The following is a 26,836-nucleotide window of genomic DNA, read 5'->3' as shown; positions in this document are numbered from 1 at the left end:
CGTCCTAGATCGGTGAGATCGCGTGGGCCTTCTGGGGTCCCCTGGCCGGCCAGCGCCGGGGCTGCCGGGCCAGCGCGGCGAGCAACCTGGCGCGGGTGTCTGCTGGCTCGATCACGTCATCCACCCCGAACCCCTGGGCCGCGGCGAGCGGTGAGATGTGCACGGCAAAGGAGTCGTGGAGTTGGCGGCGATGCGCCGCCGGATCCGCAGCGGCCTCGATCTCCCGTCGGTAGGCGATGTCGAGGGCGCCGTCGATTGACGTCGCGCTGATCTCGGCGGTCGGCCACGCCAGGGCGGGGTCGGCGGCGAAGCTTCGCCCGCCCGCCATTGCGATGTAGCCGGCGCCGTATCCCTTGCGGAGCACCACGCTCATCCGGGGCACGGTTGCCTGCCCGAGCTCGAACAGCATCCGGCCACTGCGCCGGCCGAGTTGTGAACGCTCCGCGGCCGAGCCGCCCAGGAAGCCAGGGACGTCGACCAGGTAGACCAGAGCGACACCGAAGGCGTCGCAGACCGAGACGAAGTGCGAGACCTTCTCCACCGCGGGACTGTCCAGTGCTCCGCCCAGGTGCAGGGGCTGGTTGGCGATGAAGCCGACCGGCCTCCCTCCGAGGCGAGCGAAGGCGGTGACCACGTTCTCGGCATTGCGGGGCCGGATCTCGAAGACGCTGTGCTCGTCCGCGAGCCGTTCGACGACCTCGCGCACGTCGTAGGCGAGCCGGGTGTTTGCCGGCACGATCTCACCGATGCGTGCGGCATCCGGATGTGCCTGGACCTCGTCGGTGACCGGCGCGTCCTGGGTGCAGTTGGAGGGCAGGAAGGAGAGGAAGGCACGTACGGCGTCGAACGCCTCCAGCTCACTGTCCACCGCCAGATGGGCCGTGCCGCGCTCGGTCTGGACGTCGGCCCCGCCCAGTTCGTCCTTGGTCAGGATTTCTCCGGTGGCTGCCTTGACCAGCGGGGGCCCGGCAATCCCCATGGAGGACGTCCCGCGCACCATCACCACGAAGTCGGAGAGAGCGGCGAAGTTGGTCGGTCCGCCGAATCCGGGGCCGAGCATGACCGAGACCATCGGTGCATGGCCGGAGAGGGCCACCATGTCGTTGAAGAGCGGGAAGCCGGCCGCGAAGTGCCAGGAGTCCAGGCCTTCCTGCAGGCGGTGACCGCCTCCGTCGAGCAGCATGATCACCGGAGTTCCCTCGTTGATGGCGATCTCGACCAGCCGGAACATCTTCAACGACCCGGCCTGTCCGTTGCTGCCGCCGGCGACGGTGAAGTCGAACGAGGCAATCAGCGCCGGTCGTCCGTCCACGGTCGCGCGTCCGGTGACCACACCGTCGGCAGGAGCATCGATCTCCCCTTCGAAGGAGGTATCGCGGGTGGGCATGACCAGGCTGCCGAACTCGACGAACGAACCGCTGTCGGTCAGGGCGTCAATGCGCTCCCTCGCAGTGAGCTTCCCCAGGTCGTGTTGCCGGGCGACAGCCGCAGGCCGCGCCTCGTCGAGGGCCAGGGCACGGGCCGCAGCAACGGCCTTCCCCGGGCCAGTGGGCGAGTGGGTAGTCATCAGAACTCCTCGACATCACGGTGCCGCGCACCACCTGCGGCGTTGCGTTGACACTACCGTCAACGCATCGAATGCGTCAACGCACCCCGGGCCCACGCCGGAGTTGCCCGGTCACCCTCCCTGCATGGCCGACCATGATCGCGCCGTGCCCGGGCAGCCGAAGGAGGACCTCGAACAGGCTCAGCCGGGCAGGCCGACAACCCGTTCGTAGAGCTCAGCGAGCCGCTTCGCCGTCTTGTCCCGTTCGGCCTCCGACGCGGTCCCGAGTCGCAGCCCGTAGTGGAGCAGGACGGCAATCATGCTCTCCGCGGCAATGCTCGGATCCACTCCGGGAGCACTCCGCCCGGCTCGCTGCAGCCTCCGGATGAACTTGGCGCCACGCTCGATCTGCCCTGACCAGAGTTGCTGCCACAGGTGGGCAATGTCGTCATCCAGTTCGGCCTGCTGCTCGATCACCCGCACCAGGCCGCCGTGATCGGCATAGATGTCGAGCACCGTGTCGATCGCCTCGCCGATCACCATCCGCGGATTGTCCGGATCCGCGGATGTCTCGCGCTGCGCCTGCGCGGCCGCCTCGACCAGGGACTCGGCGAGCTTGACCAGGACTTCCTTCCGCGACTCGAAGTAGACATAGAAGGTCGCCCGCGAGACGCCCGCCGCGTCGGTGATCCTGGCGATCGAGGCCTTCGCATAGCCGGACTCGGACAGGACCCGCTCGGCCGCGACGAGCAGTCGCTCACGGGTTTCGCTGTCGCTGCGGTCGTAGTCCGTCCGCTTGAACCACTGTCCCCGCTCCGACTCACCCATGAAGGCTCCCTGTCTCTGTGAGCAACCGCTTCCATCCGCCGCGTCCGCCATGGCAGCAGCGCCACCCGGGCCGCAGCCATGGCAGTGCCCGGCACGTCTCCGCATCCTACGGACGCCGCCGGGCCACCTCGTTGACGGATGTGTCAACGAGGTCTACCGTTCATGCCAAGAGTCCACCGTCCGGGCCGCCCGCGCCCGGTCGTTCCTGAACGAGTGGGAGCCCCACGCATGAGCAACGCCGTGTCCCTGCCAGCCGCCATTGCAGCCCAGAGCCGGAAGACCCCGGATGCGACGTACCTCAACGTCGCCGACACCGGGGAATCGGTGAGTTACGCCGAGGTCGACCGGCAGGCACGCGCGTGGGCTGCCGCCTATGCCCGGGCCGGCCTCGGCCCGGGAGACACTGCCCTGACCATGCTCCCGCCGATCCCCGAAGCAGTGGCGGCATGGCTCGGCATCGCGTGGCTCCACGCGCTCGAGGTGCCCATCAACACCGGTTACCGCGGCCGCATGCTGCAGTACGTGATCGACGATTCGCAAGCCACGACCATGCTCGCGCACGCCGACTACGCGCCCTTCATCCTCGCCGATCTTCCCGAGGACTCCCGCCTGACCACCCTGATCGTGGTTGGCGGAGACCTGCCCGAGGGCACCGACCGGGTCCGCGTGCTCTCGGCGGACGCTTTCCTGGCCGATGCTGACCCGGTCGACCTGACCGAGCCACAGGCGCACGAGATCTCGGCAATCATCTACACCTCGGGCACGACGGGGCCCTCCAAGGGCGTCATGCTGCCCTGGGCCCAGGTCATCGCCACCGGGGAGGGGATCACCCCTCCTGCCCTGTTCGGCCCAGAGGACGCCTTCTATTCCCCCTTCCCGATGTTCCACATGAGCGGCAAGGGTCCGCTCTGCTCGATGGCCGGAGTGGGCGGGCGCGTCGTGCTCAAATCCCGCTTCGACACCAAGACCTTCTGGTCGGACATCCGCACGTACGGCGTCACCACGACGATCCTGCTCGGAGCCATGGTCCAGTTCCTGGCCGGCCAGGACGAGCACCCGGACGACGCGGACTCGCCATTGCGGGATGCGTTGATGCTCCCCCTGGCCGACCCGCTCCCGGAGTTCGAGCAGCGCTTCGGCCTCAAGGCGCGGACCACGTTCAACATGACCGAGACCTCGTGTCAGATCATCAGCGACGGATACAACCTGGCGAACACCAGCAGTTGCGGGGTCCTTCGCCCCGGCTTCGACGCCCGCATCGTCGATGAGTTCGACCGCGAGGTCCCGCACGGCGAGATCGGCGAGCTGGTCCTCCGCTCGGACGAGCCCTGGACCTTGATGGCCGGCTACTGGAACAAGCCCGAGGCCACAGCCGCAGCCTGGCGGAACCAGTGGTTGCACACCGGAGACGCCTTCCGACGCGACGCCGAGGGTAACTACTACTTCGTGGACCGGATGAAGGACGCCATTCGGCGCCGCGGCGAGAACATCTCCTCTGCCGAGGTGGAGGCAGACGTCAACTCGCATCCGGCGGTCCTGGAGAGCGCCGCCGTGGCCGTGCCGTCCGACCAGAGCGAGGACGAGGTAATGGTCTACGTGGTCACCCGGCCGGGCCACAGTGTCACGGCAACCGATCTGCTGGACTACCTCGCCGAGCGGATGGCCCGGTTCATGGTCCCGCGGTACGTCGAGTTCCTCGACGAGTTGCCCAAGACACCGACCCAGAAGGTCCAGAAGGCCGTCCTGCGCACCCGCGGCATCGGCACCGAGACCTTCGACCGGACACGGCCTGCCTGATCCCGACCATGAGACCGCCCTCCCAGCCCGTTCGGGGCCGGAAGGGCGGTCTCATTCCTGCCTCAGCGGGCCCAGCGGGCCACCTGGTCCTCGAGTTCGACCACCTCCGGCACCGCATTGCCGGGGCTGCCCGGCGTACGGGAGAAGCGGGGAGCCGGCGCCGACTGGAGGACGCCGTCCTGCTCGATCCACGATCCACGCGCCACCACGTGCGGGTGCCTGGCCGCCTCGTCCCAGTCAAGGACTGGCGTGACACAGGCGTCGGTTCCCTCAAAGTGTTCCGCCCACTCATCGCGGGTGCGCCGGGCGAACACATCAATGAAGCGCTGCCGCATGGCAGGCCATCCGCTGCGGTCCATCTGTGGCGCAAACTCGTCCGGAGCAATGCCGAGTCCCTCGAGCAGCACGGCATAGAACTGCGGCTCGAGAGCACCCACGGCGACGTACTTGCCATCGCTGCAGGCATAGGTGCCATAGAAGGGGGTGCCACCGTCGACCAGGTTCGACTCCCGCTCGTTCTGCCAGGCCCCGATCGCGCGCAGCGCCATGATGGGGTGGCTGTTGAGCACGGTCCCGTCGACCATGGCCGCGTCGACGACCTGGCCACGACCGGACGTGTTCCGTTCATAGAGGGCGGCCAGGAGCCCGAGCAGGAGCAGCATCGACCCACCGCCGAAGTCACCGACCAGGTTGAGCGGCGGGCTGGGCGGCTGGTCCCGGCGCCCCATGGCCTGAAGGGCCCCGGTGACCGCGATGTAGTTGATGTCGTGGCCGGCCGCCCGTGCGAACGGGCCGTCCTGGCCCCACCCCGTCATGCGGCCGTAGATCAGGGCCGGGTTCCGCTGCAGGCATTCCTGCGGCCCGAGCCCGAGGCGTTCGAGCACGCCGGGCCGGAGGCCTTCCAGGAGGATGTCGGCGCCTTCCACCAGGGCCAGCACGCCTTCGCGACCCGCATCCGACTTGAGGTCGAGCGTCACCGATCGACGGCCACGCAACGCGGGGTCGGTCATTCCCTGGTCACCCAGCTCCAGGCCGCGCGCGCCGGCGGGCCGATCAACCCGCACCACTTCCGCGCCCAGGTCCGCCAGGACCATGGCCGCTTGGGGCGAGGGGCCCACCGCCGCCAGTTCAACCACTCTCAATCCGGCCAGGGGTCCGGTCACGGGATTCCTCTTCTCTGGCGTTGCCCGGTCGGGCGACTCACCGACGACATGATTTTACACTAGTGTAAACTTTTGGGATTGGTGGACAGGGAAGATGGGTAGGCTCTCCCGCATGCGAGACACACGGCAACAGATCCTGGCGGCGTCGGCAGACGTCTTCTCCCGACTTGGCTATGCCCAGACGACGATCGGCGACATCGCCAAGGCGGCCGGCGTCACCAGGCCCACCGTGTATGCCTACTTCAGCTCCAAGGACGAGGTCTTCCAGACCCTTGCCGAGAACGTGCGCCACGAGTTCCGGCGGATCCAGGACGTTCCCGCCGACACGCCTCCCCGCGAGGTCATCCGCCAGACCCTGACCAACTACCTCGCGGCGTACGTCGAGCACCTCGGCATGATCACGGTGATCGCACACCAGGCCATCGTCGAGCCCCAGGTTGCGGAACTCTGGGAAGGAATCCACTCCGACATCAACAGCCGGCACACGCGCTTCCTGGATCGCCTGGTCCGCGAGGGGAACGCTTCCCCCAGCGTCCCCACGGAGATGCTGGTGGAGGCCACGAGCGGCATCGTCATGCGGTTCGCTGAACTCATCGTCCGCCGGCCCGAGCAACGCGACCACCTGATGGAGGAGTTCGTGGCCCTGCATTTCGCGTTGAGCCACATCTCCGACCCGGAGCCTGAGCCGAGCACCGTCGCAGCAGGCGATCGCACGCCAGCCGTGTGACGCGCAAGGACGCATAACCCTGTGGAGATCTTCCTGAGGGGCCCGCTCAGGGCTGGTCGAGTTGGGAAACCGCACACTGCCCGGGGTCCGGGCACGTGCTCGCATGATCGGCCAACCGGACGCCCACGGACCTCAAGCCGAATCGTGCTACCAGCATCGGAAGCGACTCATCGACACCAGTCGGCTGCTCGACCGCGCGACTGCCGAGCTTGGCGGACTCCATCAGCATCAACACCGTGACGCGCAGCTCGTCGTGCTGCACCTCGGATTCGGGCCACACTGCCCGGACCAGCTCCGCGAAGAAGGTCACCTCCTCTGCCAGCGACTCCGAGAGCTGCCGGGCGTGCTCGGGCGCCAACGCTCCTGCAGCAGTGGAGAGCACGTGGCATTCACGCGCATGCTCCACGTGATAGCGCGTCATCGTCGCCAGCGCCTCACGAAGAACGTCGGCCGGGCAGCCGGACTGCTGCCGGGACAGCGCACGCAATGCGTCGAGATCCTGCCGCACCTGGCGGACCAGGTCCCACAGGAGCGACTCCTTGGACTCGGTGTAGTTGTAGATCGTCGCGGCGCTGACCCCCACCTGCCGAGCGACCTCACGCATCGACGTGGCCTCGAAACCGTTGCGCACGAACAGGTCCAGAGCGGCTTGCCGGGTCGCCTCCATGTTGGCGCGACTCCCCCGTCGCTCGGGCACGCGCTGCCCGTCCACCTGCATCGCCCGTCCCTTTCCTGCTGCGGTCATCGAGCCATCATCGGCCATCCGTCGACGTCGCGCGCCATCGGGCGGTGCGCGATCTACCGGAGCCGGCGGTCAGTGGCCGGATGCCGCCACCTGGTCACGAAGCACGCGCTTGAGCAACTTCCCCGATGCATTCTTCGGTAGTTCTGCCACTGCGTGATAGTGCCGTGGCCGCTTGTACTTCGCGAGCCGTTCGGCGCAGAGCGCGTTCAGAACGCCTTCGTCCAGTTCCGCTCCAGCCCGCATCACCACATAGGCGTGCACCGTCTCACCCCAGGTCTCGTCGGGCAAACCGATAACCGCGACCTCCACCACGTCCGGGTGCGCCGCCACGACTTCCTCGATCTCGGTGGGGAAGATGTTGACGCCTCCCGAGATGATCATGTCCTTGGCCCGATCCACGACGTAGAGGTATCCCTCCTCGTCGAGCCTGCCCAGGTCGCCGCTGGTCAGCCATTCGCCCCGGAACGCCTCCGCGGTTGCCTCAGGGTTCTTGTAGTAACGCACCCCGAGACCGGGCCCGCGCTTGTAGATCTGGCCGACCTCGCCGACAGGCACGTCGTTTCCCTCGGCGTCGAGGATCCGCAGTTCGCAGCCGAACCATGCCTGGCCGACCGAGCGCACCTTGCGCAACTGGTCGGCGGGCTTGAGGACGCTGTAGAAACCGGCTTCGGTGGCGCCGTAGTACTCGAAGAGCCCCGCTCCCGAGAAGTAGTCGAGGAGCCGCTCCTTGGTCGAGGTCAGCAGCGGCGCGGCCGCCGAGACGAGGCCACGCATCGAACTGACGTCGAAGGTGTCCTTCTCCTCGACCTCGAGGAGCATCGTGTACATCGTCGGCGCCATCGGGGTGAAGGTGACCCGTTCCTGCTCGATGAGGGCCAGGGCACCGCGCGCGTCGAAGTTGCGTTGCATCACCACGGTCCCGCCCACCATGAGTTGCTGCAGGCCCCACATGAATCCGAGCCCGTGATAGAAGGGCCCGGCGATGAGGGTGGTGTCGTCCTCACGTACGCCGACCTCGACCGTGATGTCGTACCAGTTCTGGCGGGCCATCCGCTGTGGCACCTCGCAGGCCTTCGGATAGCCGGTGGTTCCTCCGGTGAAGGCCAGGTGGTAGATGTCCCACTCATCGAGCACCAGGTAGTCCAGCGATGCCTCCGCCGAGGCCAGGAGTTCGTCGTAGTCGCGGTATCCGGTGCTGGGATCTGCCCCGCCCAGGACCACCACCCGGTCAGACGCGATGTGGTCGAGGGACTCATGGGCTGCGACGAAGGTGTCCAGGAGGGTGGCATCGAGGATCACGGCCTTGGAGTCCGAGAAGCGGACGGCGTACTCGACCTCGGAGGGGACGAACCGATAACTGATCGGCACGACGGCGGCACCGAGCCCCGCGATGGCATAGACGATCTCGACGTACTGGGCACGGTTGGGGAGGAAGACCGAGACCTTGTCACCCCTGCCGATCCCGAGCGCGGACAACGCATTCGCCAACCGCGCGGTCCGTTCGCTCACCTCGGCCCAGGTGAACCGTTCCTCGCCTTCGACCACGGCAACCTTGTCGCGGCGCGAATGCAGTGCGGCGTGCTGGTGCGGCAGGTGCCCGACGGTCAGGGCCTCGTTGTAGATGGTCACAGTTCCTCCTCCTGCTCAGATGCCCAGGTAGGCCGAGATGACGTGCTCGGACTGCAGGATCTCGTCGGGGTCCCCACCCATCGTGATCGTCGAGTCCTCCAGCACCACCACACGAGTGGCGCACCTGGTCGGGATGGTCAAGTTCTGCTCCACGAGCAGGATCGCGGTCCGCTCGGCGACGGCGGCGATGTTCTCTGCCAACTGCTCGACCACGATCGGCGCCAGCCCGTGCGATGGCTCGTCGAGCATCAGCAGGTCCGGGTTGGTCAGCAGTGCCCGGGCGATCGCCAGCATCTGGCGCTCCCCGCCCGACAGGGTTCCGGCGTACTGGCCCTGCCGCTCCTCGAGCCGGGGGAAGAGCGCGAAGGTCGACTCCAGTCCCTCCTCCAGGTTGTCCCGCAGCGATGCACCGATCTGCAGGTTCTCCATCACGGTCATGGCCGGGAAGGACTGCTGTCCCTCGGGGACGAAGGCCAGTCCGTCGCGCACCCTGCGGTGCGCGGAATGGCCGCTCACCGACTGTCCCTTGAACCTCTGCTCACCCTGGAGGGGAGTGATCAACCCGGCGAGCGTGCGCAGCAGCGTGCTCTTCCCGACGCCGTTGGCGCCGAGCACACAGACCACTTCACCCTGCTCGACCGTCAGGTCGATGTCACGGAGGATCACCCGCTTGCCATAGCCGGCGCTGAGTCCCTCAATCTGCAACATGGCTGCCTCCCAGGTATGCGGCAATGACGCGTTCATCGGTCTGCACGTGCGCCGGCGTCCCCTGCGAGATCACCATGCCGCCCTCGAGGACGATCACCCGCTCGACGCTGTTCATCAGGAACCGCATGTTGTGGTCGATCACCAGGATGGTCGTGCCCTCGTCGCGGATGCGCCCGATGGCCACCGACAACTGGTCCAGGTCCACACCGGTCAGCCCTGCTCCGGGCTCGTCCATGAGCAGCACCTTCGGGCGGGTCGCCAGCGCGATCGCCACTCCGAGCCGGCGAAGCTCGCCGAAGGAGAGTTCCCCGGCCAACAGGTTCCACCGTGGTGCGAGGTCGAGCATCTCCAGTACATGGAATGCATCGACGTCGTGGCGTGAGTTCAGGGCACCCAGCTCGACGTTCTCCAGCACGGTGAACTCGCCGAAGACCCGGCTCTGCTGGAAGGTCTTGGCAACGCCTGCCCGAGCGGCACTGCCGAGCGTCCATCGGCGCACTCGCTCGCCCTCGAAGAAGACCTCTCCCTCGGTCGGCGCCGCCAACCCGCTGAGCACGTTGACCAGCGTCGTCTTGCCTGCACCGTTCGGACCGATCAGCCCGGTGACGGTGCCCTCGGGCAGGGCAATGGTGACGTCCTGGAGGGCCTTGAGACCCCGGAAGGCCATCGAGACGCCCTGCGTCGCGAGTACGTCGGGCCGCTGCTGGGTGGGGCTGGGCCCCTCGGCCAGGTTCGACTGGGTCATCGCTCTGTCTCCTTCTCCTGCTCGCTCGGGCGCTTGCCGCGGCGTACCCGTCGCCAGGTGGATTCGACGACGCCGACGACACCCTTGGGAGCAACCATCACCACGAGCAACAGCAGGGCCGCGTAGACGAGGGTGGAGTAGTCCTTGAGGCCATTGAAGAGTTCGGGGAACCCGACCACCACCAGGGCCCCCACCATTGGTCCGAGCAGCGTGCCTGCTCCGCCGATGATCACCATCGCGAGCGGCTCGAATGCCGCCGTCGCAAAGTCGAACGACCCCGGCGTGATGAAGCCCAGCCAGTGTCCGTAGAGCACCCCGACCAGCGAGATCAGGACGGACGAGGCGGCGAAGGCGGTCCGCTTGCTGCGGGCGACCCGGACACCCACCGAGGCAGCGAGGACCTCGTCATCGCGGGTGGCCTGCCAGGAGAGTCCGAGCTTGCGGCGGACCAGGACCGAGGTCGCCAGCAGCATCACCACCAGAACCACGACCATGGCTCGCAGGTAGTGGACTTCCTGGCTGAGCTCGATCGGGCCGAGGACGAACGGGCGGGCGATGCCGCCTTCCTCGATCGGTCCGGCACTCGAGATCCCCGCCGCTCCCCCTGTCTTCTCCTTCCACAGCAGGGCGACGTTGTAGCCGATGATCGAGATTCCCGCCGTGATCAAGGCGAAGTGGAGACCGCGGGCGCGGAAGATGACCAGGCCGAGCAGCAGCGAGAAGGCAAGCGCGATCAGGCCCGCGATCAGCAGGCTCTTCCATCCCGGCCAGTCATAGCGGCCGGTGCCGAGGACGCCAATGTAGGCGCCGAGCGCCAGGAAGGCACCCGAGCTCAGGTTGAGCTGCCCGGCGTACCCCACGACGAGGTTGAGGCTGCTCGCGATCAGGGCCCAGGCGGCGAGGGTTCCGTAGAGGTAGGTGTCGTGACTGTTGAGCCCACCCGAGAGAGAAATGGTCGCCACCACGACCAGGGCGGCGATCACCAGGCGGACCCACAGCCGGAGACCGAACTTGTCCCGCCAGATGCCAGTGCTCGGCACCGTGTCCGCTCCGGAGCGCACCTCGGGAGCAGAGTGCTTCGGGGCGTGGCTCGTTGACTGGGTCATCACAACTGCACCTTCTCTGCTGATGCCACGCGGAATGCCCCTTCGGGCCGCAGGGCAAGGAATGCCACCAGGGCGACGAAGACGACCATGCTGCGCGCCATGTTGTCGATGTAGCCGGCTGCGAGGGTCTCGAGGATCGCCACCGTGAAGCCGCCGATGACGATCGTGGCCATCCGGCCACCACCACCTGCGACGACCAGGATCACGAAGGCGACCAGCGTCGGGTGGAAGCCCATGTGCGGGTTGAGGTTGGTCGTCGGGGCGAGCAGTGCACCTGCCAGGCCCGCGACCGCGGCTCCCAGGACGAAGGTGATGGTGCCGATCTGCTTGACATTGAGGCCGGAGAGTTGTGCCATCTCGCGGTTCTGGGCCAGTGCCCGGAGCGAGCGACCGAACCGGGCACGGTAGACCAGCCAGCCGAGGAGCACGGAGACCGCGACCACGACACCGATGATCAACAGACGATAGTTGGCGATGCGGACAGGGCCGATCTCGGTGACGCCTGAGAACGGGAGCGGCACGGCAAGCGGGTCCTGGCCCCACTGCAGGGCGATCAGCTCCTGCAGGATCATCGCCAATGCGAGCGATCCGACCAGGACGGCCAGGATGCTGGCGTTCTGGAGGCGCCGGAACATCGCCAGTTCCAGCCCCCAGCCGATCAGGCCGACCACGACGACCGAGAGCACCATCGCAATCCAGAAGGGGATACCGAGGGTGACCACGAATGCGTACTGCAGGTAGGCGCCCAGCGCGAACATCTCGCCGTGGGCGAAGTTGGGGAGGTGCAACGTGGTGAACACCATGAACAGGCCCAGGGTCACCAGCACATAGGCGCCTCCCAGGACCAGCCCATTCGTGACCTGCTGCAGGAACACATCCATCAAGGATCTCCTCGTGAAGAAGGGGAAAGCCGGTGGCGGGCGGGGTCCCCGCCACCGGCTGGTCGGATCAGTCAGCGAGGACCCAGCCGGTCCCCTTCTCCCAGATCGTCACGGCGCCCTCGATGTTGACCTCGCGGTCCTGGTAGACCAGGCCACCCTCGTGCGGCGCGTAGGTCGCGAGCGTCTTGCCTTCGATGTCACTGACCTGCAACTCGTTGAGTGCCTTGATCAGGCCGTCGACGGAGAGCTCATCTGCCTTCTCGAGGCCCTGGAAGAAGATCACCATGCCGTCGTGGGCGTTGACGGTGAAGGAGCCGGCCTTGTCCCCGACCTTCTCGGCGAAAGCGAGGGCGATCGGGTTCTCAGCTGCGATGAAGGAGTCCAGGCTGCCGAGCGGGCCGGCCTGGGTGACGTTCTCCATGACGGTTTCGTCACCGATGAGTTCGTCGACCTCGGCATTGGTCAGGCCGCCGTTCCACTGGATCAGCATCTCGCCACCCAACTCGCGGACCTGCTGGGTTATCAGGACCGTCTCGGCCGGGTAGGCGCGCGTCATGTAGAGGTCGACGTCCTTGCTGAGCATCTCGGTGATGGGCGCCCGGAAGTCGGTGTCGCCGAGCTGGTGGGACTGCTGCAGGACGACCTCGCGGCCCAATGCCTCGATGCCGGCGACCAGGGCGTCCTCTTCGGAGACCAGTCCGGTGTGCATCTGGTCGGTGATCATCGCGATCCGCTTGATCTCGGGGTGCCGCTCCAGCCAGTCCAGGGTCGACTGGGTGTAGACGGAGACACGAGCTCCACTACGGAAGACGTTGGGGTTCTTGGTGGGTCCTTCCACCGTGGCGACCATGAGCTGCCAGTAGGCGTCGGACTGGGCCATCAGCGACTGGGTCGCCGTCGCCGTGCCCGAGCCGAAGGGACCCATGATGAAGTGGTAGCCGTCATCGAGCGCCTCGCGGGCCACGGACTGCGCGACCTCGGGGTTCTGCTCGTCGTCGAAGACGTCGATCTGGATGGTGTAGTCCTCGCCGTCCACGGTGACGCCGCCCTCGGCGTTGACGTCCTCGGCCATCTGCTGCATGGCCGCGACGGTCGTGGTGCCCCAGACGGAAGCCGGACCGGTCATCGGATAGATGGCCGCAATCTTGATGACGCCATCCTCAGCGACCTCATCGCCGCCACCACCGCAGGCAGCAGTCAGCATTCCCAGAGCCAGGGCCGCTGCGGCCCAACGCAATTTGCGCATGGTCATGTCCTCTTTCCGTTGTGCCGGCCTGGAGGCCAGCGACCCTTTGAGACGGCTTGTGGCAGCCCTCACAACACCGGTGATCCTACGAACTGAACACGTGATCGTAAAGCGTTTTGGAGAAATTTCTTTACATTTCTGTAAAGTCGCGCTCAGGGCCGCTCTGCGGCCGTGTCACGTCAACCACGAGGAGCCCCATGGACACGTCACGCAGATTGCAGGTCAGCCGCACTGGTCAGGACGGGGAGATCCTCGTGATGACCATGGACCGTCCGCGGCAACGCAACGCTGTGGACCAGCAACTCGCGGATGAGATCGATGCGGCCATGACCGAACTCGAGACGGCGCCCGGCCTTCGCGTCGGGATCCTCACCGGAGGACCAGACTTCTTCTGCGCCGGGACCGACCTGTCGCTGACCACCAGCCCCGTCTCCGCAGCAGGCGGTGAGTACGGCGTCATCCGGCGCGCCCGGACTCGCCCCTTGATCGCCGCAGTCGAGGGCTTCGCCCTCGGAGGTGGCATGGAGATTGCCCTCGCCTGCGACCTGGTCGTGGCTGCCGAGAGCGCGAGTTTCGGGCTCCCCGAGGCTCAACGCGGCGTGGTCGCAGTCTGCGGAGCCTTGTTCCGCGGCCCGGAGAAGTTGTCACCCAACACTGCACTCGAACTGCTGTTGACCAACACCCGCATCGACGCCGACCGCGCCCACGCGCTGGGCATGGTCAACCGGGTGGCACCGTCAGGGCAGGCCCTGGAATGGGCCGTGCAGTTTGCTGAGGAAATCGTGCTCTCCAGCCCGCAAGCCGTGGCGGGGACCCTTCACGCAGTCAATGCTGAACGAGCGCGGCGCGAAGCGGCAGCATGGGCGCACACCGAACTGGCGAACCTCCACGCTGCGGCCTCAACCGATCGCGCCGAGGGCGTGACCGCCTTCTTCGAGAAGCGTCAGCCGCGTTGGTAGGCGGCACGGTTCCGCCGACGAGCCCTCAGGCCCCGTCGCGGAAGACCGCCGCCCGCCCCTCCTTGCGCGCCCGGGTCGCCTCCTCGAAGTTGTCGGTCAGCAGCCGCAGGTAGAGCTGCCCGATCCCCTCGGTCGGCATGTAGCTCTCCAGTGAGGTCGCCGAGATCCCGGCATGCAGGGTCCGCTTGGTCAGCTCGATCCCGGGCTGCGACAGCGACCCGATCCGTTCACCGACCTCCACGGCTGCCTCCACCACCGGGTCCGCCAGCCGCGAGACGAGCCCGATCCGCGCCGCTTCCTCGGCGTCGACGTCGCGCCCGGTGAACATGATGTCCGCCGCATGGGTCGACCCGACCGCGCGCGGCAGCAGGAAGCTCAGCCCCAGTTCGCTCGCGGTGAGGCCGTTGTTGATCCCTGCTGCCCGGAAGTACGCCGCGGACGACGCGATCCGCAGGTCACAGGCGAGCGCGAGGCAGAGCCCACCACCGATCGCGGGCCCGTTGATCGCCGCGATCACCGGCTGGTGCAATCGGCGCAACGTGAGGATCACGTCCTCCAGCATCTCCAGCGAGCGCAGCGCGTACGCCGGCCGGGCCAAGCCCTCCACGTGCGGCGGGCGTCCCGCCGACTCCTGATCGGCACCGGAGCAGAATGCCTCGCCCGCACCCGTCAGCACGATCGCGCGGACCGTGTTGTCGTGGCCGGTCTCGAGCAGCGCGTCCCGCACCGGCACCATCACGTCGAATGCCATCGCGTTCATCCGCTCCGGCCGGTTCAGGGTGACCACGGCGACGTGCTCGGCCGGGCGGGTCACCTCGACGTACGACCTCACTCGTCCACCTCCACACCCCGGGTCCGTCCGAGCCCGGCCAGGGAGTCGGCGACTTCCCGCGCCGTCTTGTAGTCCGCCTTGCCGGTGACATGGCGCGGGATCCTCTCCACGACGTGCATGGTCCGGGGCACCTTGTATCCCGAGAGTCGGCTGCGCAGGAAGGCGCGGACCTCGTCGAAGTCGAGTTCGTGTCCGGGCCGGGCCTCGAGCAGGGCGGCGACCTGCTGTCCGTACGTCGGGTCGGGCAGCCCCATGACCACGGTGTCGAAGACGCCGGGGTGCGACTTGAGCGCGACCTCGACCTCCTCGGGATAGACCTTCTCGCCGCCGGTGTTGATGCAGTTGGACCCGCGCCCGAGCAGGGTGACCTTGAGGTCCGGCTCGATCTGGACCCAGTCACCGGGCACCGCATAGCGGGTGCCGCCGATCTCGAGGAAGGTGCGTGCGGTTTTCTCCGGGTCACCGAAATAGCCGAGCGGGATGTTGCCCGAGCGCGCCATAAGCCCGATCGCACCGACATTGGTCGCCGGGTCGATGACGTTCATCTCCTCGTCGAGGACGGCCATGTCGACGCCGATGTTGACCAGGGAGCCCTTGTCGGCGAGGTTCGACTTCTCCACCCGCCCGTTGCCGGTGAACCCGGTCTCCGAGGAGCCGATGATGTCCATCAGCACCGCATTCGGCAGCGCATTGAGCATGCGCTCCTTGACCTCGACGGAGAAGATGGCGGCCGCACTGTTGACGTTGACCAGCGTGCTCGCGTCGTACCCCCCGCGTTCGTACTCCTCGATCAGGGGACGGGCCATCGCATCCCCGATCAGGGAGATCGTCTGCACCCGCTCGGCCTCGACCGTGCGCCAGATCTCCGCCGGGTCGAACTTCGGCAGCAGCACGTTGGTGTGCCCGGTGAAGAAGCGGAGCAGCATCCCCCACTGGCCGTTGGCGTGCATGATCGGGCCGAGTTGCAGGCACCGCAGTGGATGGTCGTTGGCAGCGGCCTGGCGCGCCTGGTCGAACTCGTCGAGGCGCTCGCGGGTGGCGAAGTCGATGCCGCCACCGAGCGTGCGCCACACGTCCTCGTGGCGCCACATCACGCCCTTGGGATAGCCGGTGGTGCCGCCGGTGTAGACGATGAAGACGTCGTCGGCGCTGCGCTGGCCGAAGTCACGTACGTCGGGTTGGGCCGCCACTGCTTCGGCCCACGGCGTCGCGTCGTACGTCGTGGGCGCGTGGTCGGTCTCGTCGGCGATCACCACCACTTCACGGATCAGCGCGTGCCGCGGCACCACCTTGTCGAGCACCGGCGCATAGCGCGCCTCGTGGACCAGCGCGATCATCTTGGAGTTGTCGAAGAGGTAGTCGAGTTCGCCCTCGACATAGCGGTAGTTGATGTTGATCGGCACCGCGCGCGCCTTGAAGGTGCCGAGCATCGCCACCACGTGCTCGGTGACGTTGCGGGCCATCAGGCCCACGTGCTCGCCGGGCTTGACGCCGGCATCGGCGAGGTGGTGGGCGAACCTGTTGGCGCGGGCGTCGAGCTCGGCATAGGTGAGTCGGTCCTCGCCCAGGATCAGGGCGAGCCGGTCGGGAACGACGTCCACCACGTGCTCGAAGAGGTCTGCGATGTTGAGGGCCATGGGCACAACCATCGGGGGCACTCGTGCGCCGGCCCACCCCTCGTTTCGGCTACTGGAACCAGACAACCAGACATCTGTTGGGCGGACCAAACAAATGCTAGGTTGTGTCCGGGATCACAGGACTGGCCCCGCTTCGGGCCCAATCGCATCCCGGGGAGGAAGCACCATGACAGACACCGCCATCAGGCCCACCGCCACCGCCATCGGCCCCGGAGCGGAAGGCGCCGCCGCCTCGCGCCCGGGCATGATCGAGCGCCTCACCGAGGTGCTCGACGTCTTCATCGACGGGCCCGACCACCTGATGCTGGAGGACATCGTCGCGGCCTCCGGACTGCCGAAGTCGACGGCGTTCCGGATGCTGCGCCAGTTGATCGAACTCGACTGGCTCGAGCACGACCAGCGCGGCTATCGCCTCGGGCCACGGATGCAGCGCCTCGGGCAGCGGGTGGTGGACCAGTCCGCCCTGCGCGCCGCGGCCGCCGACGTGCTCAACCGCCTGCACCTGGCCAGTTCGGCCGTCGTCCACCTGGTCGTCTTGGAGGGCAACAAGGTGCACTACCTGGACAAGGTGGGTGGCGCGGCCTCCCTCTCGGTGCCCTCGCGTGTCGGCGTACGGCTCCCGGCACATGTCTCGGTCGCCGGCCTGACGCTGCTCTCCGCGCTCCGCCCCGAGCAGGTGGACCGCCTCTATGCCGGCACCTACATCCCCGAGCAGCGGCTGCACCGCCTGCACGAGCAACTCGCCGCGATCCGCTCCCGCAACGGCCTGGCCCTCACCCCGCACGACATGCGTACGCCGATCCGCGCCGTCGCCGCGCCGGTGATTACCGACCACGGCCCCGTCGCCGCGATCTCGTGCGCGGTCCGCGGGCCTGACGCCCCCGTGGAGGCGTTCGTGCCGATGGTCACCCACGCCGCCCGGCGTACGGCGGATCGCCTGCGCTCCGCCTGACCCGCGCCGAAGTCGGAGGAAAACCCGCACCTGGTGCGGGTTTTCCTCCGAGTTCGTGGCCCCTGCCGTTGCTCGGGGGCCTGGCTGTGGATAACGCCAGCGGGCCGCGGGCGACAGCGCATACCGTGGCGGCCCATGGACGGAAGCGACCACGTGCAGCCGCGGCTCGGCGGGCGAGCCAGCAGCGTGACGGCCTGTTCCGTGCGGTGTTCTCCCAGCCGGTGCATGCTGCGTCGGAGTTGCGGTCAGTGTTGCCGGCACGGGTGCTGGAGCGCCTTGACCTGGACGGACTTGAGGTGGTGCCCGGGTCATTCGTGAGTGAGGCGTTGCGCCAGCAGCACACCGATGCGCTGTTCGCCACGCGGTGGGCTGGCCGCGACGCGTACCTGTTCGTCCTGTTGGAGCATCAGAGCACTCCGGATCCATGGATGGCGTGGCGAATGCTGGGCTATCAGGTGCGGATCTGGGAACGTCACTTGAAGGAGAACCCCGAGGCGTCACGGCTGCCGGTGATCGTGCCGGTCGTCATCTATCAGGGCGAGCGGCCCTGGAAGGCGAGCACGGAGTTCGCCGACCTGCTTGACCTGGACCCCGATGAGCGGGCCGAGTTGGACCTGGAGAACGGGACGGGCACCGCGGGCGTGCCTCGGTTCGTCTATCTGCTGGATGATCTCAGCGGAGCGGATACCGAGGTTATCTTGCGGTCGCGACCATTGACCGAAGAGGCAATGCTGGCCCTCGGACTCCTCGGTGCGCCGGCGGGGTTCGATGACCCCGATCCGGTGTTGGGGCCGTGGCGAGACCTCCTTGCCCGGGTCCGGGGCCGCCCTGGCGGAGAACGTCTCCTGGTCACGATCGCGATCTATACTTGGAACATCAGCACGGTGTCGGGCGAGCGGATGGAGGAGTTCATGACCACGCTGGAACCTGAGGTCGCGGACACATTCGTCTCGACGTGGGACCGGGGCATGGCCGAAGCGCGAACCGAGGGCGAAGCGCGAGGGCACGCTGCGTTGTTCGCGACGCAAGCGGCATATCGCTTCGGGGACCTCGACCCGGCCGTCATGGCCGCCATCGACACCGCCACCACCGAGCAGATCACCGCGTGGAGCATGAAACTCGTCGAAGGCACGCTGACCCTCGACGACCTCGTCCCCTGACGCCTTCGGTCAGCGCGGGCCGCTCCGCGACATCACCGAACTCGGAGGAAAACCCGCACCTGGCGCCGAATTTCCTCCGACTTTGTGGCCCCGCCTCAGCGTGTTGCCGCGTTTGGATCGTCGCTGAGGAGCGAACTGACGTACCGCTCGCAGCGCGCGACCGCTTGAAGAATGTCAGCGACCCGTTGCTCGGCGCTGCGACTCACAACGCAACCGCGTCCGCCAGCGCTGATTGAGAAATCGGACGCTTCAGCAACTGGACGGGAAAGATGTCGATGTCCTCGCGGTCGAACAGTGACCTCGTCTCTTCCATGAGGCCGGAAGCGCGCAAGAGAAGGTTCCCGTCAGCTGGATCCATCTCGACAAGGATGTCGATGTCGCTGCTCGCATCTGCAGTCCCACGAGCAATCGAACCGAAGAGTCTCGGGTTCCTCGCCGCGTACTTGTCCAAGAGGAGGACGAACTCCTCACGCCGCGCAGCAAGCAACTCACGCAGTGCGAGCGTTTCGGGCGAAACAACCGACGTTGACATGTCCCAAGATTACCGGGGAGCCGGACCAATCGCGACAGTCAAGCAAACGGCCTGGGGCAACGGCCGCAAACTCGGAGGAAAACCCGCACCTGGTGCCGAATTTCCTCCGAGTTCAGGCTGCCAGCTCACGCCGCCCCAGCGGCAGCGCTACTCAGACCACGAAGATCGGCAACGATCGCCTGGTCTCGAAGGCGAAGTCGGTGCCGGTGGAGAAGCGGACCACGGCCACCTCGTCGGCCTCGCGGACCGGTTCGTCACGGCGTACGACGTCGGCCCGCCACCCTGCGCCAGTTCCGGCCGCAGCGGGCACCGGGGAGACCGCAACGTCCAGGTGCAGGTCGACACCACCGACCGCGGCCCGCAGGGCATCGGTCCAGTCGGGTCCGCACAGGGAGATCCAGGCGTCGTCCTCGTGGGCAGGCCCGGGCGTCACCGTGACCGACGCGGCATCGAACGAGGCCGTCACATACGCGGCCGGGTTGAACAACGGATGCACCGCCAGCACGGACATCGCGCCCGCGACACTCGCCGGGGCCAGCAGCGCCCGGGCCAGTCGCGCCGAGGCGACGCCGGCGATCCCGGTCAGTTGCTTGCGCCGGATCGCGAGCAACTGGTCCACATCGGTTGCGCGCTTGCCGACCGCGAGCCCGAAGGCACGATCCAGTAGGGCCATCTGCAGGCAGACCTCGTCGGCGATCCGGACCAGGGCCGCATGCGAGAACGCGGTGAAGTCGAGGTCGGAGAGCAGGGGGCCGGCATAGTCGTCCAGCCCCGGCCCACCGGGCTCGATCGGGGCCAGTTCCAGAGAGGCCGCGCGGGAGGCCTCGTTCACCGCGAGCAGCGGGATGCCGCTCACCGGCGGGTGGTCGTCGCGAATCCGCACCGTCCAGGCGCAGTGCGGGTGACGGTCGGCCGGCGCACGCGGGGGTCGATGGATCGGGCGCACCTGGGCCCGCGGGTTCGTCGCCACCGCCGTCGCATCGAAGGTGGGGTCCTCGATGTCGTGGCACATCGAGCGGACGTACTCCTCCCCCATCGGCTCGACGTCCATCAGCGCACCGCAGTGGTCGAGGTGGAACTCGCCGGTCCAGGGATCATCGACGCGATAGCGGAAGTCCATGAACTGCGGCGGCGCCCCGATGTCGAGTTGGAGGCCCTTGAAGATCGTCGGTACGTCGCCGTGCCCGGCCACCTCGGGCGCATAGCCGAGCGCGTGCTGCATCCGTCGGGTATAGATCGGGCTGGAGGCGGCCCACTCCTCGATCGCGATCTCGGCCATCACCTCACGCCCGAAGGCGGAGATGCACCAGGCCATCCCGGAGCGGTCGATGAGCTGGCCGATCAGCAGCAGTTCCGGGACGACGACGGCCAGCTGTGCCCGCGACAGCCCGGCGAACCGGCTGGCCGGCACCGCGCTCACGCCCTGCCCGTCCCGCACCCGCGCCGCCTCACTCATGGCAGGTCAGCCCAGTCCGAGCTTGCCGGCCAGGTTGTCGAGGTACGTCAGCACGGCGGACTCCTCGGTGTCGGGCAGGCCGTAGATCATCTCGCTCGCCCCGGCCGCTCCCCAATCGGCGAAGTCCTCGGCAGTCGGCTTCTTCGCAACCAGGATCCGGATGTCGGGCTCCCCCTCGCGCTCGGCCGCCGCCCATTCCTCACGCAGCAACGCGGCCTTGGCGGCGATGTCGGTGTCGATCGGAGTGGTCATCCATCCTTCGGCATGGGCGGCGATCCACTTCATCGTCTTCGGTCCGCCGCCGGCACCGATGATCACCGGGATCCGGCCCTGCGGGGGCTTCGGGTAGGCCCAGCTCGGTCCGAACGTCACGAACTCCCCGTCGTACGCCGCCTCCTCCTCGGTCCACAGCGCCCGCATCGCCTCAAGGTACTCCCTGAGCACGGTACGCCGTTTGTTGGCGGGGACATGGTGGTCGGCCAACTCGTCGGTGTTCCAACCGAACCCGGCGCCGACGGTGACCCGACCCCCGGAGAGGTGGTCCAGGGTGGCCAGGGTCTTGGCCAGGGTGATCGGGTCGGACTCGACCGGCAGGCTGACCGCGGTCGAGAGCCCGATCCGTTCGGTGACCGCGGCACAGGTGGCCAGCGAGACCCACGGATCCAGCGTGCGCAGGTAGCGATCGTCGGGAAGGTCCTCGCCCCCGGTCGGGTGCAGTGCATCGCGGCGCACCGGGATGTGGGTGTGCTCCGGCACGTAGATCGTGTCGAACCCCCGCTCCTCCACAGCCTTGGCCAGTGCTGCCGGCGTGATGCCGCGGTCTGAGGTGAAGAGAACGATTCCGTTGCGCATGGAGGCATAGTAGAACAGGTTCCACTACTTTGGAATGCTGTCTGGACATGTGTCTGGCTCGCCCGGACAAGCAGGGCGAAGTCCTGTGCGTGGTGGGACTGCGATACTTGGAGGAAGCACCAGAGGACGGAGGCCGATGGAGTCGACCACGCTCGCTGCAGTTGCCAGCGGAGCGGCCGCCGCAGATGTGGACCGTTCAACCGGGGACCCCCCACCGCTGCTCGTCGTACGTCTTGACGACGTGGCACCGGATGCCGCCCTGGCAGCCGACCTGGCAGCCGCCTTGGCGCATCCCTCCGCCCCTGTCCTCGGCATCAGCGATCGCCCGGTCCCCGAAGGATGCGCACCGATCCTGGAGGCCCTCACCTGCACCTTGGCCCCAGCAGGCCCGGGCCGCGCCTGGTTCAGCCCCGCGCCCGGCGACCTGGACCGCATCGACACGACGGTCCGGCGAGCCCCCCGGGCCACGCTCGTGCTGGAGGGCCTGCTCCGGCTGACCGCCCACGTGGACGTGGACAACGGCCTGTTCGCCGAGTCGAGCGCGTATTCGATGCTCTTGGCCGGCCCCGAGTTCCTGGAATGGATCGAGGCGCGCTCTCCGCGCGAGCGACGCGCCACGGTTGATCCGGTAATCGTGGAGCGCGAGGGGCACTCCCTGCGGATCACGCTGAACAGACCCGATCGGCACAATGCGTTCAGCGCTTCCGTCCGTGACCACCTGGTCGCGGGACTCGAGATCGCCCGCCACGACCCGACCGTGCACGAGGTGGTGCTGCAAGGCCGTGGGCCTTCCTTCTGCGCCGGTGGCGACCTGGACGAGTTCGGCACCGCCAAGGATGTCGTCATGGCACACCTGATCCGGACCACGCAGAGCGCCGGCCGGATGGTCCATGAGCTGCGCCAACGAGTCCGGGCCGACCTCCATGGCGCCTGCATGGGCGCGGGCATCGAGATCCCGGCCTTCGCCGGCACCGTCAGGGCGGCCCCCGACACCCGATTCCGCCTGCCGGAGCTCGGCATGGGCTTGATCCCGGGCGCGGGCGGGACCATCAGCATTCCCGCCCGGATCGGTCGTTGGCGCACTGCTGCGATGGCCCTGACCGGACGCGACTTCCCGGTGGCCGAGGTCCGGACCTGGGGGCTGGTCGATGAGTTCTGCTGAAGATCCGCTCGCCACTCCGCTGCGCGCCTGGGCGGCGTCAGGGGCCATGGCCTTGACCGGCACGTACGCCGGCCCGCCACGAGCCGCTCCCGGAGACCCCGCTGGCCAGGTGGCCCGTGACCTCGCCCAATTGAGGCGCCTGGGCACCGAGCTGACCGGACGGACTCCCGACCTGCCGGGAGTGTCGGTGCTCTCCGAACGGGCGGCGCTGGCCGGATTCCACCGCAACGCACCCTGGTCGTGCGGCGGGGCCTTCCGTTTCCTCCCGAGCACCGACGGGTTCTTCGGTCTCTCACTCCCGCGGCTGACGGATGTCGAACTGGTCCCCGCGCTGACCGGTGACGATGCGCTCGCCGGTCAACTCGATGCCCGCCCGGATGCCGTCGACCTGGCCTGGCAGGCTGCAGCCGAGTGGGCCCGAGGCACCACGGCGACCGCCGCACTGGAACGGGCCCGACTACTCGGCCTGGCCTGCGCGACGGCCCCGGCCGGCCCGGAGCACGCCGGTCCGGAGCACGTAGAACCAGACCACGTCGGGCCGGAGCGACCGGCGACACTCTGGGAGGCGCACCGCTTGCCGAGCGGGTCCTGGCCGTCTCGTCCCCTGGTCCTGGACCTCACCGCGCTGTGGGCCGGCCCCTTGGCGGGACATCTGCTGCACCGCCTCGGGGCAACGGTGGTCAAGGTCGAGAGCCCGGGGCGCCCCGACGGCGCTCGCCGGGGCAGCCGGGCCTTCTTCGATCTCCTCCACGGCGGGCATCGCATGGTGGCGTTGGACCTGGACGCGTCGGCCGACATCGCCCTGCTGCGCGACCTGATGCGCAGGTCCGACCTGGTCCTTGAAGGGTCACGGGCCCGGGCGCTGCGTCAACGCGGGATCGTCGCCGAGGACATCGTCGCCGACGGGACGTCGTGGATCTCCATCACCGCCAGGGGAAGGGCGTCGGACACCGTCGGCTTCGGGGACGACGTGGCCGCCGACGCCGGCCTGATCACCTGGCTGGATGGACACCCCGTGCCCTGCGGGGACGCGATCGCGGATCCGCTCACCGGTGTGGCCGCCGCGGTGGCGGGCGCCCAGGCGCTTGCCTCCCCCGAGCCGTCGTTGGTGGAGGTGTCGATGTTCGACGTCGTACGCCGAGCACTGGCCGCGCCAGGGCCGGCCGATCACGACCTGGTCCGGCGCGGCGGGCAGTGGTGGGTCGATGACGGCGCGACGCTGTTTCCCGTCGCCGAGCCGACGGCCAGGGTGTCCGACGGGAACGCTGCCGCCACCGGTGCCGACACCGCAGTGGTGCTCCGCCGTCTGGGACTCGTCCCAAGGGGAGCGTGGTGAGACTCGTCTTCCGTGATGTCGAGGTCGAAGGGGACCTGGTCGACGTCGCGGTCACCGGAGCCACTGTCACCGCCGTGGAGACGGGGCTGCCGTCCGGCGACGTGGAGATCGACGGCAGGGGCGGCGCTCTGCTCCCCGGGTTGCACGACCACCATGTCCACCTGCTGGCCACGGCGGCCCATTTCGCCTCGGTGGACTGCTCCCCCGAGGCGGTCCCGGACGATGCTGCCCTGGCCTCGGCCCTACGGGCCGACACCCACCCCGATGGGTGGGTGCGGGGCGTGCTCTACCACGAGTCGGTGGCGGGCGTCCTGGACCGACACCGCCTCGATGCGTGGGTGCCGCACCGGCCGGTGCGGATCCAGCACCGCTCCGGCTCGCTGTGGATGCTCAACTCGGCAGCCATGACACATGTGTCTGGTGTCTTGGACGACTCCGGTGACGTCGAACGGGACAACGACGGTGAGCCGAACGGCAGGCTGTGGCGCTATGACGCCCGGCTGCGCGATGCCTTCCCGGCACGCACTCCGGACCTGGCCGCGCTGGGGACTCGCCTTCGCGACCTCGGGATCACGGGGGTCACCGATGCCACCCCGGACCTGTCCGCGTCCAGCGCCGGTCTGCTCGCCGACGCGGTCGCCGACGGCGTCCTCGACATCGGGGTGACACTGATGGGCTGGGACGGCGCACCCTTGCCGGGCCTCGACATCGGCCCCCGGAAGGTCCTGCTGCGTGACCACGACCTGCCCACGTGGGACGAGTTGGCCGCCATGGTGCGCAGCGCACACGACTCGGGTCGCCCGGTCGGCGTGCACTGCGTGACGGTCGAGTCACTGCTGCTCACCCTGACCGTGCTCGAGGCCGTCGGTCCTCACCCCGGGGACCGGATCGAGCACGCCAGCGTCGTCCCCGAGGACGTGGTGCCACTGCTGGCCCGCAGTGGCGTCACGGTGGTCACTCAGCCCGACTTCCTGCGCACCCGAGGCGACGACTATCTCCGGGAGGTGGACCGGCGTGAGGTGACCGACCTCTATCCGCACCATCGCCTGCTGGAGGCGGGGATTCCGACCGTCGCATCGAGCGATGCGCCCTACGGGGCACTCGACCCCTGGCAGGTGATCGCCACCGCCACCACGCGCCGGTCCCGGTCGGGGCATCGGGTCGGCGTCGACCAGCCGATCTCGGCCGTCGAGGCCCTGGCCGGCTACCTGTCCCCGCCCCGGGCCCCGGGGACTGCCCCTCGGCGCGTCCACCCTGGCGCCCCGGCAGACCTGTGTCTGCTCCACCTGCCGCTGGCCGAGATGCTCGCCGAACCAGGGGCGCAGTGGGTCGCCGGGACCATGCGCACCGGGCGCTTCCGGCCCTGCGCTGAACGATGATTCCTTGACCCCAATAATTCATCATGATAATTTCGCGGAGGAATGCACTCCGGACGGATGAGGGGCGACGAATGACCGAGCGGGTGGACCTCCTGGTGCTCGGCGGCGGCATGGCGGGCATGACTGCTGCAGCGCGGGCGGCCACGGCCGGCGCCTCCGTCCTCGTGGTCGACGTGGCGCCCCAGGTGGGTGGCTCGGCCCGCTTCGCAGGGGTCGCATGGACTGCGCCGAGTCACGAGGTCATGGATCGCATCAACCCCGACGGAGATCCCGAGCTGCGACGTGTGGTGGTGGACGAGTTCCCTGCCACGCTGGACTGGATCCGCTCCACCGGCACAGAGCTTGCCGCCGAGATGCCCGTGCTCGGCTATGGCCGTGGCCACCGTTTCGACACCAACCATTACCTCGACGCCTGCGCGGGCATCGTGCGCGAGGCCGGGGGCCGCATCCTGACCAGCGCCCAGAGCGAGCGTCTGGCCGTGGATGGGTCCGCGTCGACTCACCCTGCCGTACGCGGAGCCCGGGTGCGACATCAGGACGTGGACCTTGAAGTGGAGGCCGCCTGGACCCTGCTGGCGACCGGCGGATTCGCGAGGAACGAGGCACTGCTCTCGCAGCACATCCATCCCGCTGCCGGGCGGATGCCGGTGCGCGCGAACGCTCACAGCGCCGGGGGCGGGTATGGATTGGGCCTGGCTGCGGGGGCGGCCTCGGCAGGTGCTGCCCCCGGTTTCTACGGGCACCTGGTGCCCACCCACATCCCGTTCACCGGGCCGGAGGACTTCCTTCCCCTCTCCCTCTTCTTCAGCGAGCACGCCTTGCTCTTCAACCTCCGGGGAGAACGATTCACCGACGAATCCCGCGGTGACCACTTGACCAACATGGCGCTGCTCGAGCAGCCGGAGGCGCGGGGCCTGCTCATCGCTGATGCCCGGGTGCATCGTGAGTGGATCACCCAGCCCTATGTGAAGGGGTCGGTGACCCTCGACCGGTTCGCCCTGGCGAGCAGGCGAGGCGGAAGGGTCGGAGTCGCCGACGACCTGGCCGAGTTGGCGTACCTGCCCGAGGAGTGGGGCTATCCGGGGGGCGCCATCGCGGCCGCCATCGGCCGCCACAATGACGCCTTGCTGGCCGGCGGCGCCATCGAACCGGATCGCGAGCGTGATCGCACCCCCTTGACGGAGGGGCCCTACTACGTGGTCGAGTGCCAGCCCGCGATCACGTACCCGTTCCACGGTCTGCGCATCGATCCATCGGCGCGGGTCCTCGACGAGGCCGGCAGGCCCATCCAGGGCCTGCTGTGTGCCGGCTCGGACACGGGTGGCATCTATCACCGCGCGTACGCCGGCGGCCTGGCCACCGCCGCCGCCTTCGCCACTCGTGCCGTGGGCACGGCACTGGGATCGACGCGCGACTGACCCGGCTGCGACCAAGAGGGCTCGAACTCCACTCACCGAA

General features: G+C 68.2%; 24 protein-coding genes. 9 read left to right on the top strand and 15 right to left on the bottom strand.

Annotated features, from left to right (window positions below; all coding sequences use genetic code 11):
- Positions 1 to 4: 4 nt before the first annotated feature.
- Both Q9R27_RS12285 and Q9R27_RS12280 read right to left on the bottom strand, forming a co-directional pair.
- On the bottom strand, positions 5 to 1,567 hold the full coding sequence (locus tag Q9R27_RS12285; protein ID WP_311252669.1) for a carboxyl transferase domain-containing protein: 1,563 nt from the start codon (positions 1,565 to 1,567) through the stop codon (positions 5 to 7).
- Between the two features lie 180 nt (positions 1,568 to 1,747).
- Complete coding sequence (locus Q9R27_RS12280) at positions 1,748 to 2,374, bottom strand: TetR/AcrR family transcriptional regulator (protein WP_311252668.1); 627 nt, start codon at positions 2,372 to 2,374, stop codon at positions 1,748 to 1,750.
- A 228-nt stretch (positions 2,375 to 2,602) separates the two neighbouring features.
- Here Q9R27_RS12280 and Q9R27_RS12275 point away from each other — a divergent pair, with 228 nt between their 5' ends.
- Entirely contained in the window at positions 2,603 to 4,171 is a 1,569-nt protein-coding gene (locus tag Q9R27_RS12275) for an AMP-binding protein (RefSeq protein ID WP_311252667.1), read from the top strand.
- 62 nt (positions 4,172 to 4,233) lie between these two features.
- Here the strand turns inward: Q9R27_RS12275 and Q9R27_RS12270 are convergent, their stop codons facing one another.
- On the bottom strand, positions 4,234 to 5,334 hold the full coding sequence (locus tag Q9R27_RS12270) for a CaiB/BaiF CoA-transferase family protein (protein ID WP_311252666.1): 1,101 nt from the start codon (positions 5,332 to 5,334) through the stop codon (positions 4,234 to 4,236).
- Positions 5,335 to 5,446: 112 nt separating this feature from the next.
- Between Q9R27_RS12270 and Q9R27_RS12265 the strand changes: the two genes are divergently transcribed.
- The gene (locus Q9R27_RS12265) at positions 5,447 to 6,061 is read left to right on the top strand and encodes a TetR/AcrR family transcriptional regulator (RefSeq protein ID WP_311252665.1); all 615 of its coding nucleotides are present in this window, start codon (positions 5,447 to 5,449) and stop codon (positions 6,059 to 6,061) included.
- A gap of 46 nt (positions 6,062 to 6,107) precedes the next feature.
- Here the strand turns inward: Q9R27_RS12265 and Q9R27_RS12260 are convergent, their stop codons facing one another.
- The 7 genes from Q9R27_RS12260 to Q9R27_RS12230 form a co-directional block, all read right to left on the bottom strand.
- Complete coding sequence (locus Q9R27_RS12260) at positions 6,108 to 6,806, bottom strand: TetR/AcrR family transcriptional regulator (RefSeq protein ID WP_311252664.1); 699 nt, start codon at positions 6,804 to 6,806, stop codon at positions 6,108 to 6,110.
- A gap of 69 nt (positions 6,807 to 6,875) precedes the next feature.
- On the bottom strand, positions 6,876 to 8,435 hold the full coding sequence (locus Q9R27_RS12255; protein ID WP_311252663.1) for an AMP-binding protein: 1,560 nt from the start codon (positions 8,433 to 8,435) through the stop codon (positions 6,876 to 6,878).
- Positions 8,436 to 8,450: 15 nt separating this feature from the next.
- The gene (locus Q9R27_RS12250; protein WP_311252662.1) at positions 8,451 to 9,143 is read right to left on the bottom strand and encodes an ABC transporter ATP-binding protein; all 693 of its coding nucleotides are present in this window, start codon (positions 9,141 to 9,143) and stop codon (positions 8,451 to 8,453) included.
- The gene (locus tag Q9R27_RS12245; protein ID WP_311252661.1) at positions 9,130 to 9,888 is read right to left on the bottom strand and encodes an ABC transporter ATP-binding protein; all 759 of its coding nucleotides are present in this window, start codon (positions 9,886 to 9,888) and stop codon (positions 9,130 to 9,132) included. The genes Q9R27_RS12250 and Q9R27_RS12245 overlap by 14 nt, the downstream gene beginning before the upstream one ends.
- Complete coding sequence (locus tag Q9R27_RS12240) at positions 9,885 to 10,994, bottom strand: branched-chain amino acid ABC transporter permease (RefSeq protein WP_311252660.1); 1,110 nt, start codon at positions 10,992 to 10,994, stop codon at positions 9,885 to 9,887. Before Q9R27_RS12240 ends, Q9R27_RS12245 begins: the two co-directional genes overlap by 4 nt.
- Positions 10,994 to 11,875 carry a branched-chain amino acid ABC transporter permease gene (locus Q9R27_RS12235; RefSeq protein ID WP_311252659.1) on the bottom strand — a complete coding sequence of 294 codons (882 nt, stop codon included), beginning with the start codon at positions 11,873 to 11,875 and terminating at the stop codon, positions 10,994 to 10,996. Before Q9R27_RS12235 ends, Q9R27_RS12240 begins: the two co-directional genes overlap by 1 nt.
- 67 nt (positions 11,876 to 11,942) lie before the next feature.
- Positions 11,943 to 13,121, bottom strand: a complete 1,179-nt coding sequence (locus tag Q9R27_RS12230; RefSeq protein ID WP_311252658.1) for an ABC transporter substrate-binding protein — start codon at positions 13,119 to 13,121, stop codon at positions 11,943 to 11,945.
- Between the two features lie 197 nt (positions 13,122 to 13,318).
- Here Q9R27_RS12230 and Q9R27_RS12225 point away from each other — a divergent pair, with 197 nt between their 5' ends.
- A complete protein-coding gene (locus Q9R27_RS12225; protein WP_311252657.1) occupies positions 13,319 to 14,080 on the top strand; it encodes an enoyl-CoA hydratase-related protein in 762 nt (253 codons plus the stop codon).
- Between the two features lie 25 nt (positions 14,081 to 14,105).
- Here the strand turns inward: Q9R27_RS12225 and Q9R27_RS12220 are convergent, their stop codons facing one another.
- Positions 14,106 to 14,912, bottom strand: a complete 807-nt coding sequence (locus Q9R27_RS12220) for an enoyl-CoA hydratase (RefSeq protein WP_311252656.1) — start codon at positions 14,910 to 14,912, stop codon at positions 14,106 to 14,108.
- Entirely contained in the window at positions 14,909 to 16,549 is a 1,641-nt protein-coding gene (locus Q9R27_RS12215) for an acyl-CoA synthetase (RefSeq protein WP_311252655.1), read from the bottom strand. Before Q9R27_RS12215 ends, Q9R27_RS12220 begins: the two co-directional genes overlap by 4 nt.
- Positions 16,550 to 16,715: 166 nt before the next feature.
- Here Q9R27_RS12215 and Q9R27_RS12210 point away from each other — a divergent pair, with 166 nt between their 5' ends.
- Both Q9R27_RS12210 and Q9R27_RS12205 read left to right on the top strand, forming a co-directional pair.
- Positions 16,716 to 17,501, top strand: coding sequence for an IclR family transcriptional regulator (locus Q9R27_RS12210; protein WP_311252654.1), 786 nt, complete (start codon positions 16,716 to 16,718; stop codon positions 17,499 to 17,501).
- An 86-nt stretch (positions 17,502 to 17,587) separates the two neighbouring features.
- Positions 17,588 to 18,661 (top strand): Rpn family recombination-promoting nuclease/putative transposase, encoded by a 1,074-nt coding sequence (locus tag Q9R27_RS12205; RefSeq protein ID WP_311252653.1) that lies wholly within the window; start codon positions 17,588 to 17,590, stop codon positions 18,659 to 18,661.
- 202 nt (positions 18,662 to 18,863) lie between these two features.
- Here the strand turns inward: Q9R27_RS12205 and Q9R27_RS12200 are convergent, their stop codons facing one another.
- The 3 genes from Q9R27_RS12200 to Q9R27_RS12190 all read right to left on the bottom strand — a co-directional run bounded on the left by Q9R27_RS12200 (position 18,864) and on the right by Q9R27_RS12190 (position 21,501).
- Entirely contained in the window at positions 18,864 to 19,193 is a 330-nt protein-coding gene (locus Q9R27_RS12200) for a nucleotidyltransferase domain-containing protein (protein ID WP_311252652.1), read from the bottom strand.
- 151 nt (positions 19,194 to 19,344) lie between these two features.
- The gene (locus tag Q9R27_RS12195) at positions 19,345 to 20,649 is read right to left on the bottom strand and encodes a hypothetical protein (protein ID WP_311252651.1); all 1,305 of its coding nucleotides are present in this window, start codon (positions 20,647 to 20,649) and stop codon (positions 19,345 to 19,347) included.
- 6 nt (positions 20,650 to 20,655) lie between these two features.
- On the bottom strand, positions 20,656 to 21,501 hold the full coding sequence (locus tag Q9R27_RS12190) for an LLM class F420-dependent oxidoreductase (RefSeq protein ID WP_311252650.1): 846 nt from the start codon (positions 21,499 to 21,501) through the stop codon (positions 20,656 to 20,658).
- Positions 21,502 to 21,637: 136 nt separating this feature from the next.
- Between Q9R27_RS12190 and Q9R27_RS12185 the strand changes: the two genes are divergently transcribed.
- From Q9R27_RS12185 to Q9R27_RS12170, 4 genes are all read left to right on the top strand, one after another.
- The gene (locus Q9R27_RS12185; RefSeq protein ID WP_311252649.1) at positions 21,638 to 22,663 is read left to right on the top strand and encodes an enoyl-CoA hydratase/isomerase family protein; all 1,026 of its coding nucleotides are present in this window, start codon (positions 21,638 to 21,640) and stop codon (positions 22,661 to 22,663) included.
- Positions 22,650 to 23,999: a CoA transferase gene (locus Q9R27_RS12180; RefSeq protein ID WP_311252648.1), complete on the top strand. Its 1,350-nt coding sequence runs from the start codon at positions 22,650 to 22,652 to the stop codon at positions 23,997 to 23,999. Before Q9R27_RS12185 ends, Q9R27_RS12180 begins: the two co-directional genes overlap by 14 nt.
- Positions 23,996 to 25,378: an amidohydrolase family protein gene (locus Q9R27_RS12175; protein WP_311252647.1), complete on the top strand. Its 1,383-nt coding sequence runs from the start codon at positions 23,996 to 23,998 to the stop codon at positions 25,376 to 25,378. Before Q9R27_RS12180 ends, Q9R27_RS12175 begins: the two co-directional genes overlap by 4 nt.
- Before the next feature lie 71 nt (positions 25,379 to 25,449).
- Positions 25,450 to 26,796 (top strand): FAD-binding protein, encoded by a 1,347-nt coding sequence (locus tag Q9R27_RS12170; RefSeq protein ID WP_311252646.1) that lies wholly within the window; start codon positions 25,450 to 25,452, stop codon positions 26,794 to 26,796.
- The last annotated feature ends 40 nt before the right edge of the window (positions 26,797 to 26,836 follow it).

Source organism: Nocardioides sp. AE5 (genome assembly GCF_031844485.1).
Classification (GTDB): Bacteria; Actinomycetota; Actinomycetes; order Propionibacteriales; family Nocardioidaceae; genus Nocardioides.
This window is presented reverse-complemented; position numbering and strand designations above follow the sequence as displayed.

Bases quoted from the DNA above. Each gene is read 5' to 3' on its own strand.
- Q9R27_RS12195 (WP_311252651.1), bottom strand. From the start codon at position 20,649: ATGAGTGAGGCGGCGCGGGTGCGGGACGGGCAGGGCGTGAGCGCGGTG.
- Q9R27_RS12225 (WP_311252657.1), top strand. From the start codon at position 13,319: ATGGACACGTCACGCAGATTGCAGGTCAGCCGCACTGGTCAGGACGGG.
- Q9R27_RS12280 (WP_311252668.1), bottom strand. From the start codon at position 2,374: ATGGGTGAGTCGGAGCGGGGACAGTGGTTCAAGCGGACGGACTACGAC.
- Q9R27_RS12215 (WP_311252655.1), bottom strand. From the start codon at position 16,549: ATGGCCCTCAACATCGCAGACCTCTTCGAGCACGTGGTGGACGTCGTT.
- Q9R27_RS12230 (WP_311252658.1), bottom strand. From the start codon at position 13,121: ATGCGCAAATTGCGTTGGGCCGCAGCGGCCCTGGCTCTGGGAATGCTG.
- Q9R27_RS12180 (WP_311252648.1), top strand. From the start codon at position 22,650: ATGAGTTCTGCTGAAGATCCGCTCGCCACTCCGCTGCGCGCCTGGGCG.
- Q9R27_RS12245 (WP_311252661.1), bottom strand. From the start codon at position 9,888: ATGACCCAGTCGAACCTGGCCGAGGGGCCCAGCCCCACCCAGCAGCGG.
- Q9R27_RS12185 (WP_311252649.1), top strand. From the start codon at position 21,638: ATGGAGTCGACCACGCTCGCTGCAGTTGCCAGCGGAGCGGCCGCCGCA.
- Q9R27_RS12190 (WP_311252650.1), bottom strand. From the start codon at position 21,501: ATGCGCAACGGAATCGTTCTCTTCACCTCAGACCGCGGCATCACGCCG.
- Q9R27_RS12210 (WP_311252654.1), top strand. From the start codon at position 16,716: ATGACAGACACCGCCATCAGGCCCACCGCCACCGCCATCGGCCCCGGA.
- Q9R27_RS12200 (WP_311252652.1), bottom strand. From the start codon at position 19,193: ATGTCAACGTCGGTTGTTTCGCCCGAAACGCTCGCACTGCGTGAGTTG.
- Q9R27_RS12250 (WP_311252662.1), bottom strand. From the start codon at position 9,143: ATGTTGCAGATTGAGGGACTCAGCGCCGGCTATGGCAAGCGGGTGATC.
- Q9R27_RS12275 (WP_311252667.1), top strand. From the start codon at position 2,603: ATGAGCAACGCCGTGTCCCTGCCAGCCGCCATTGCAGCCCAGAGCCGG.
- Q9R27_RS12240 (WP_311252660.1), bottom strand. From the start codon at position 10,994: ATGACCCAGTCAACGAGCCACGCCCCGAAGCACTCTGCTCCCGAGGTG.
- Q9R27_RS12235 (WP_311252659.1), bottom strand. From the start codon at position 11,875: ATGGATGTGTTCCTGCAGCAGGTCACGAATGGGCTGGTCCTGGGAGGC.
- Q9R27_RS12265 (WP_311252665.1), top strand. From the start codon at position 5,447: ATGCGAGACACACGGCAACAGATCCTGGCGGCGTCGGCAGACGTCTTC.
- Q9R27_RS12285 (WP_311252669.1), bottom strand. From the start codon at position 1,567: ATGACTACCCACTCGCCCACTGGCCCGGGGAAGGCCGTTGCTGCGGCC.
- Q9R27_RS12170 (WP_311252646.1), top strand. From the start codon at position 25,450: ATGACCGAGCGGGTGGACCTCCTGGTGCTCGGCGGCGGCATGGCGGGC.
- Q9R27_RS12260 (WP_311252664.1), bottom strand. From the start codon at position 6,806: ATGACCGCAGCAGGAAAGGGACGGGCGATGCAGGTGGACGGGCAGCGC.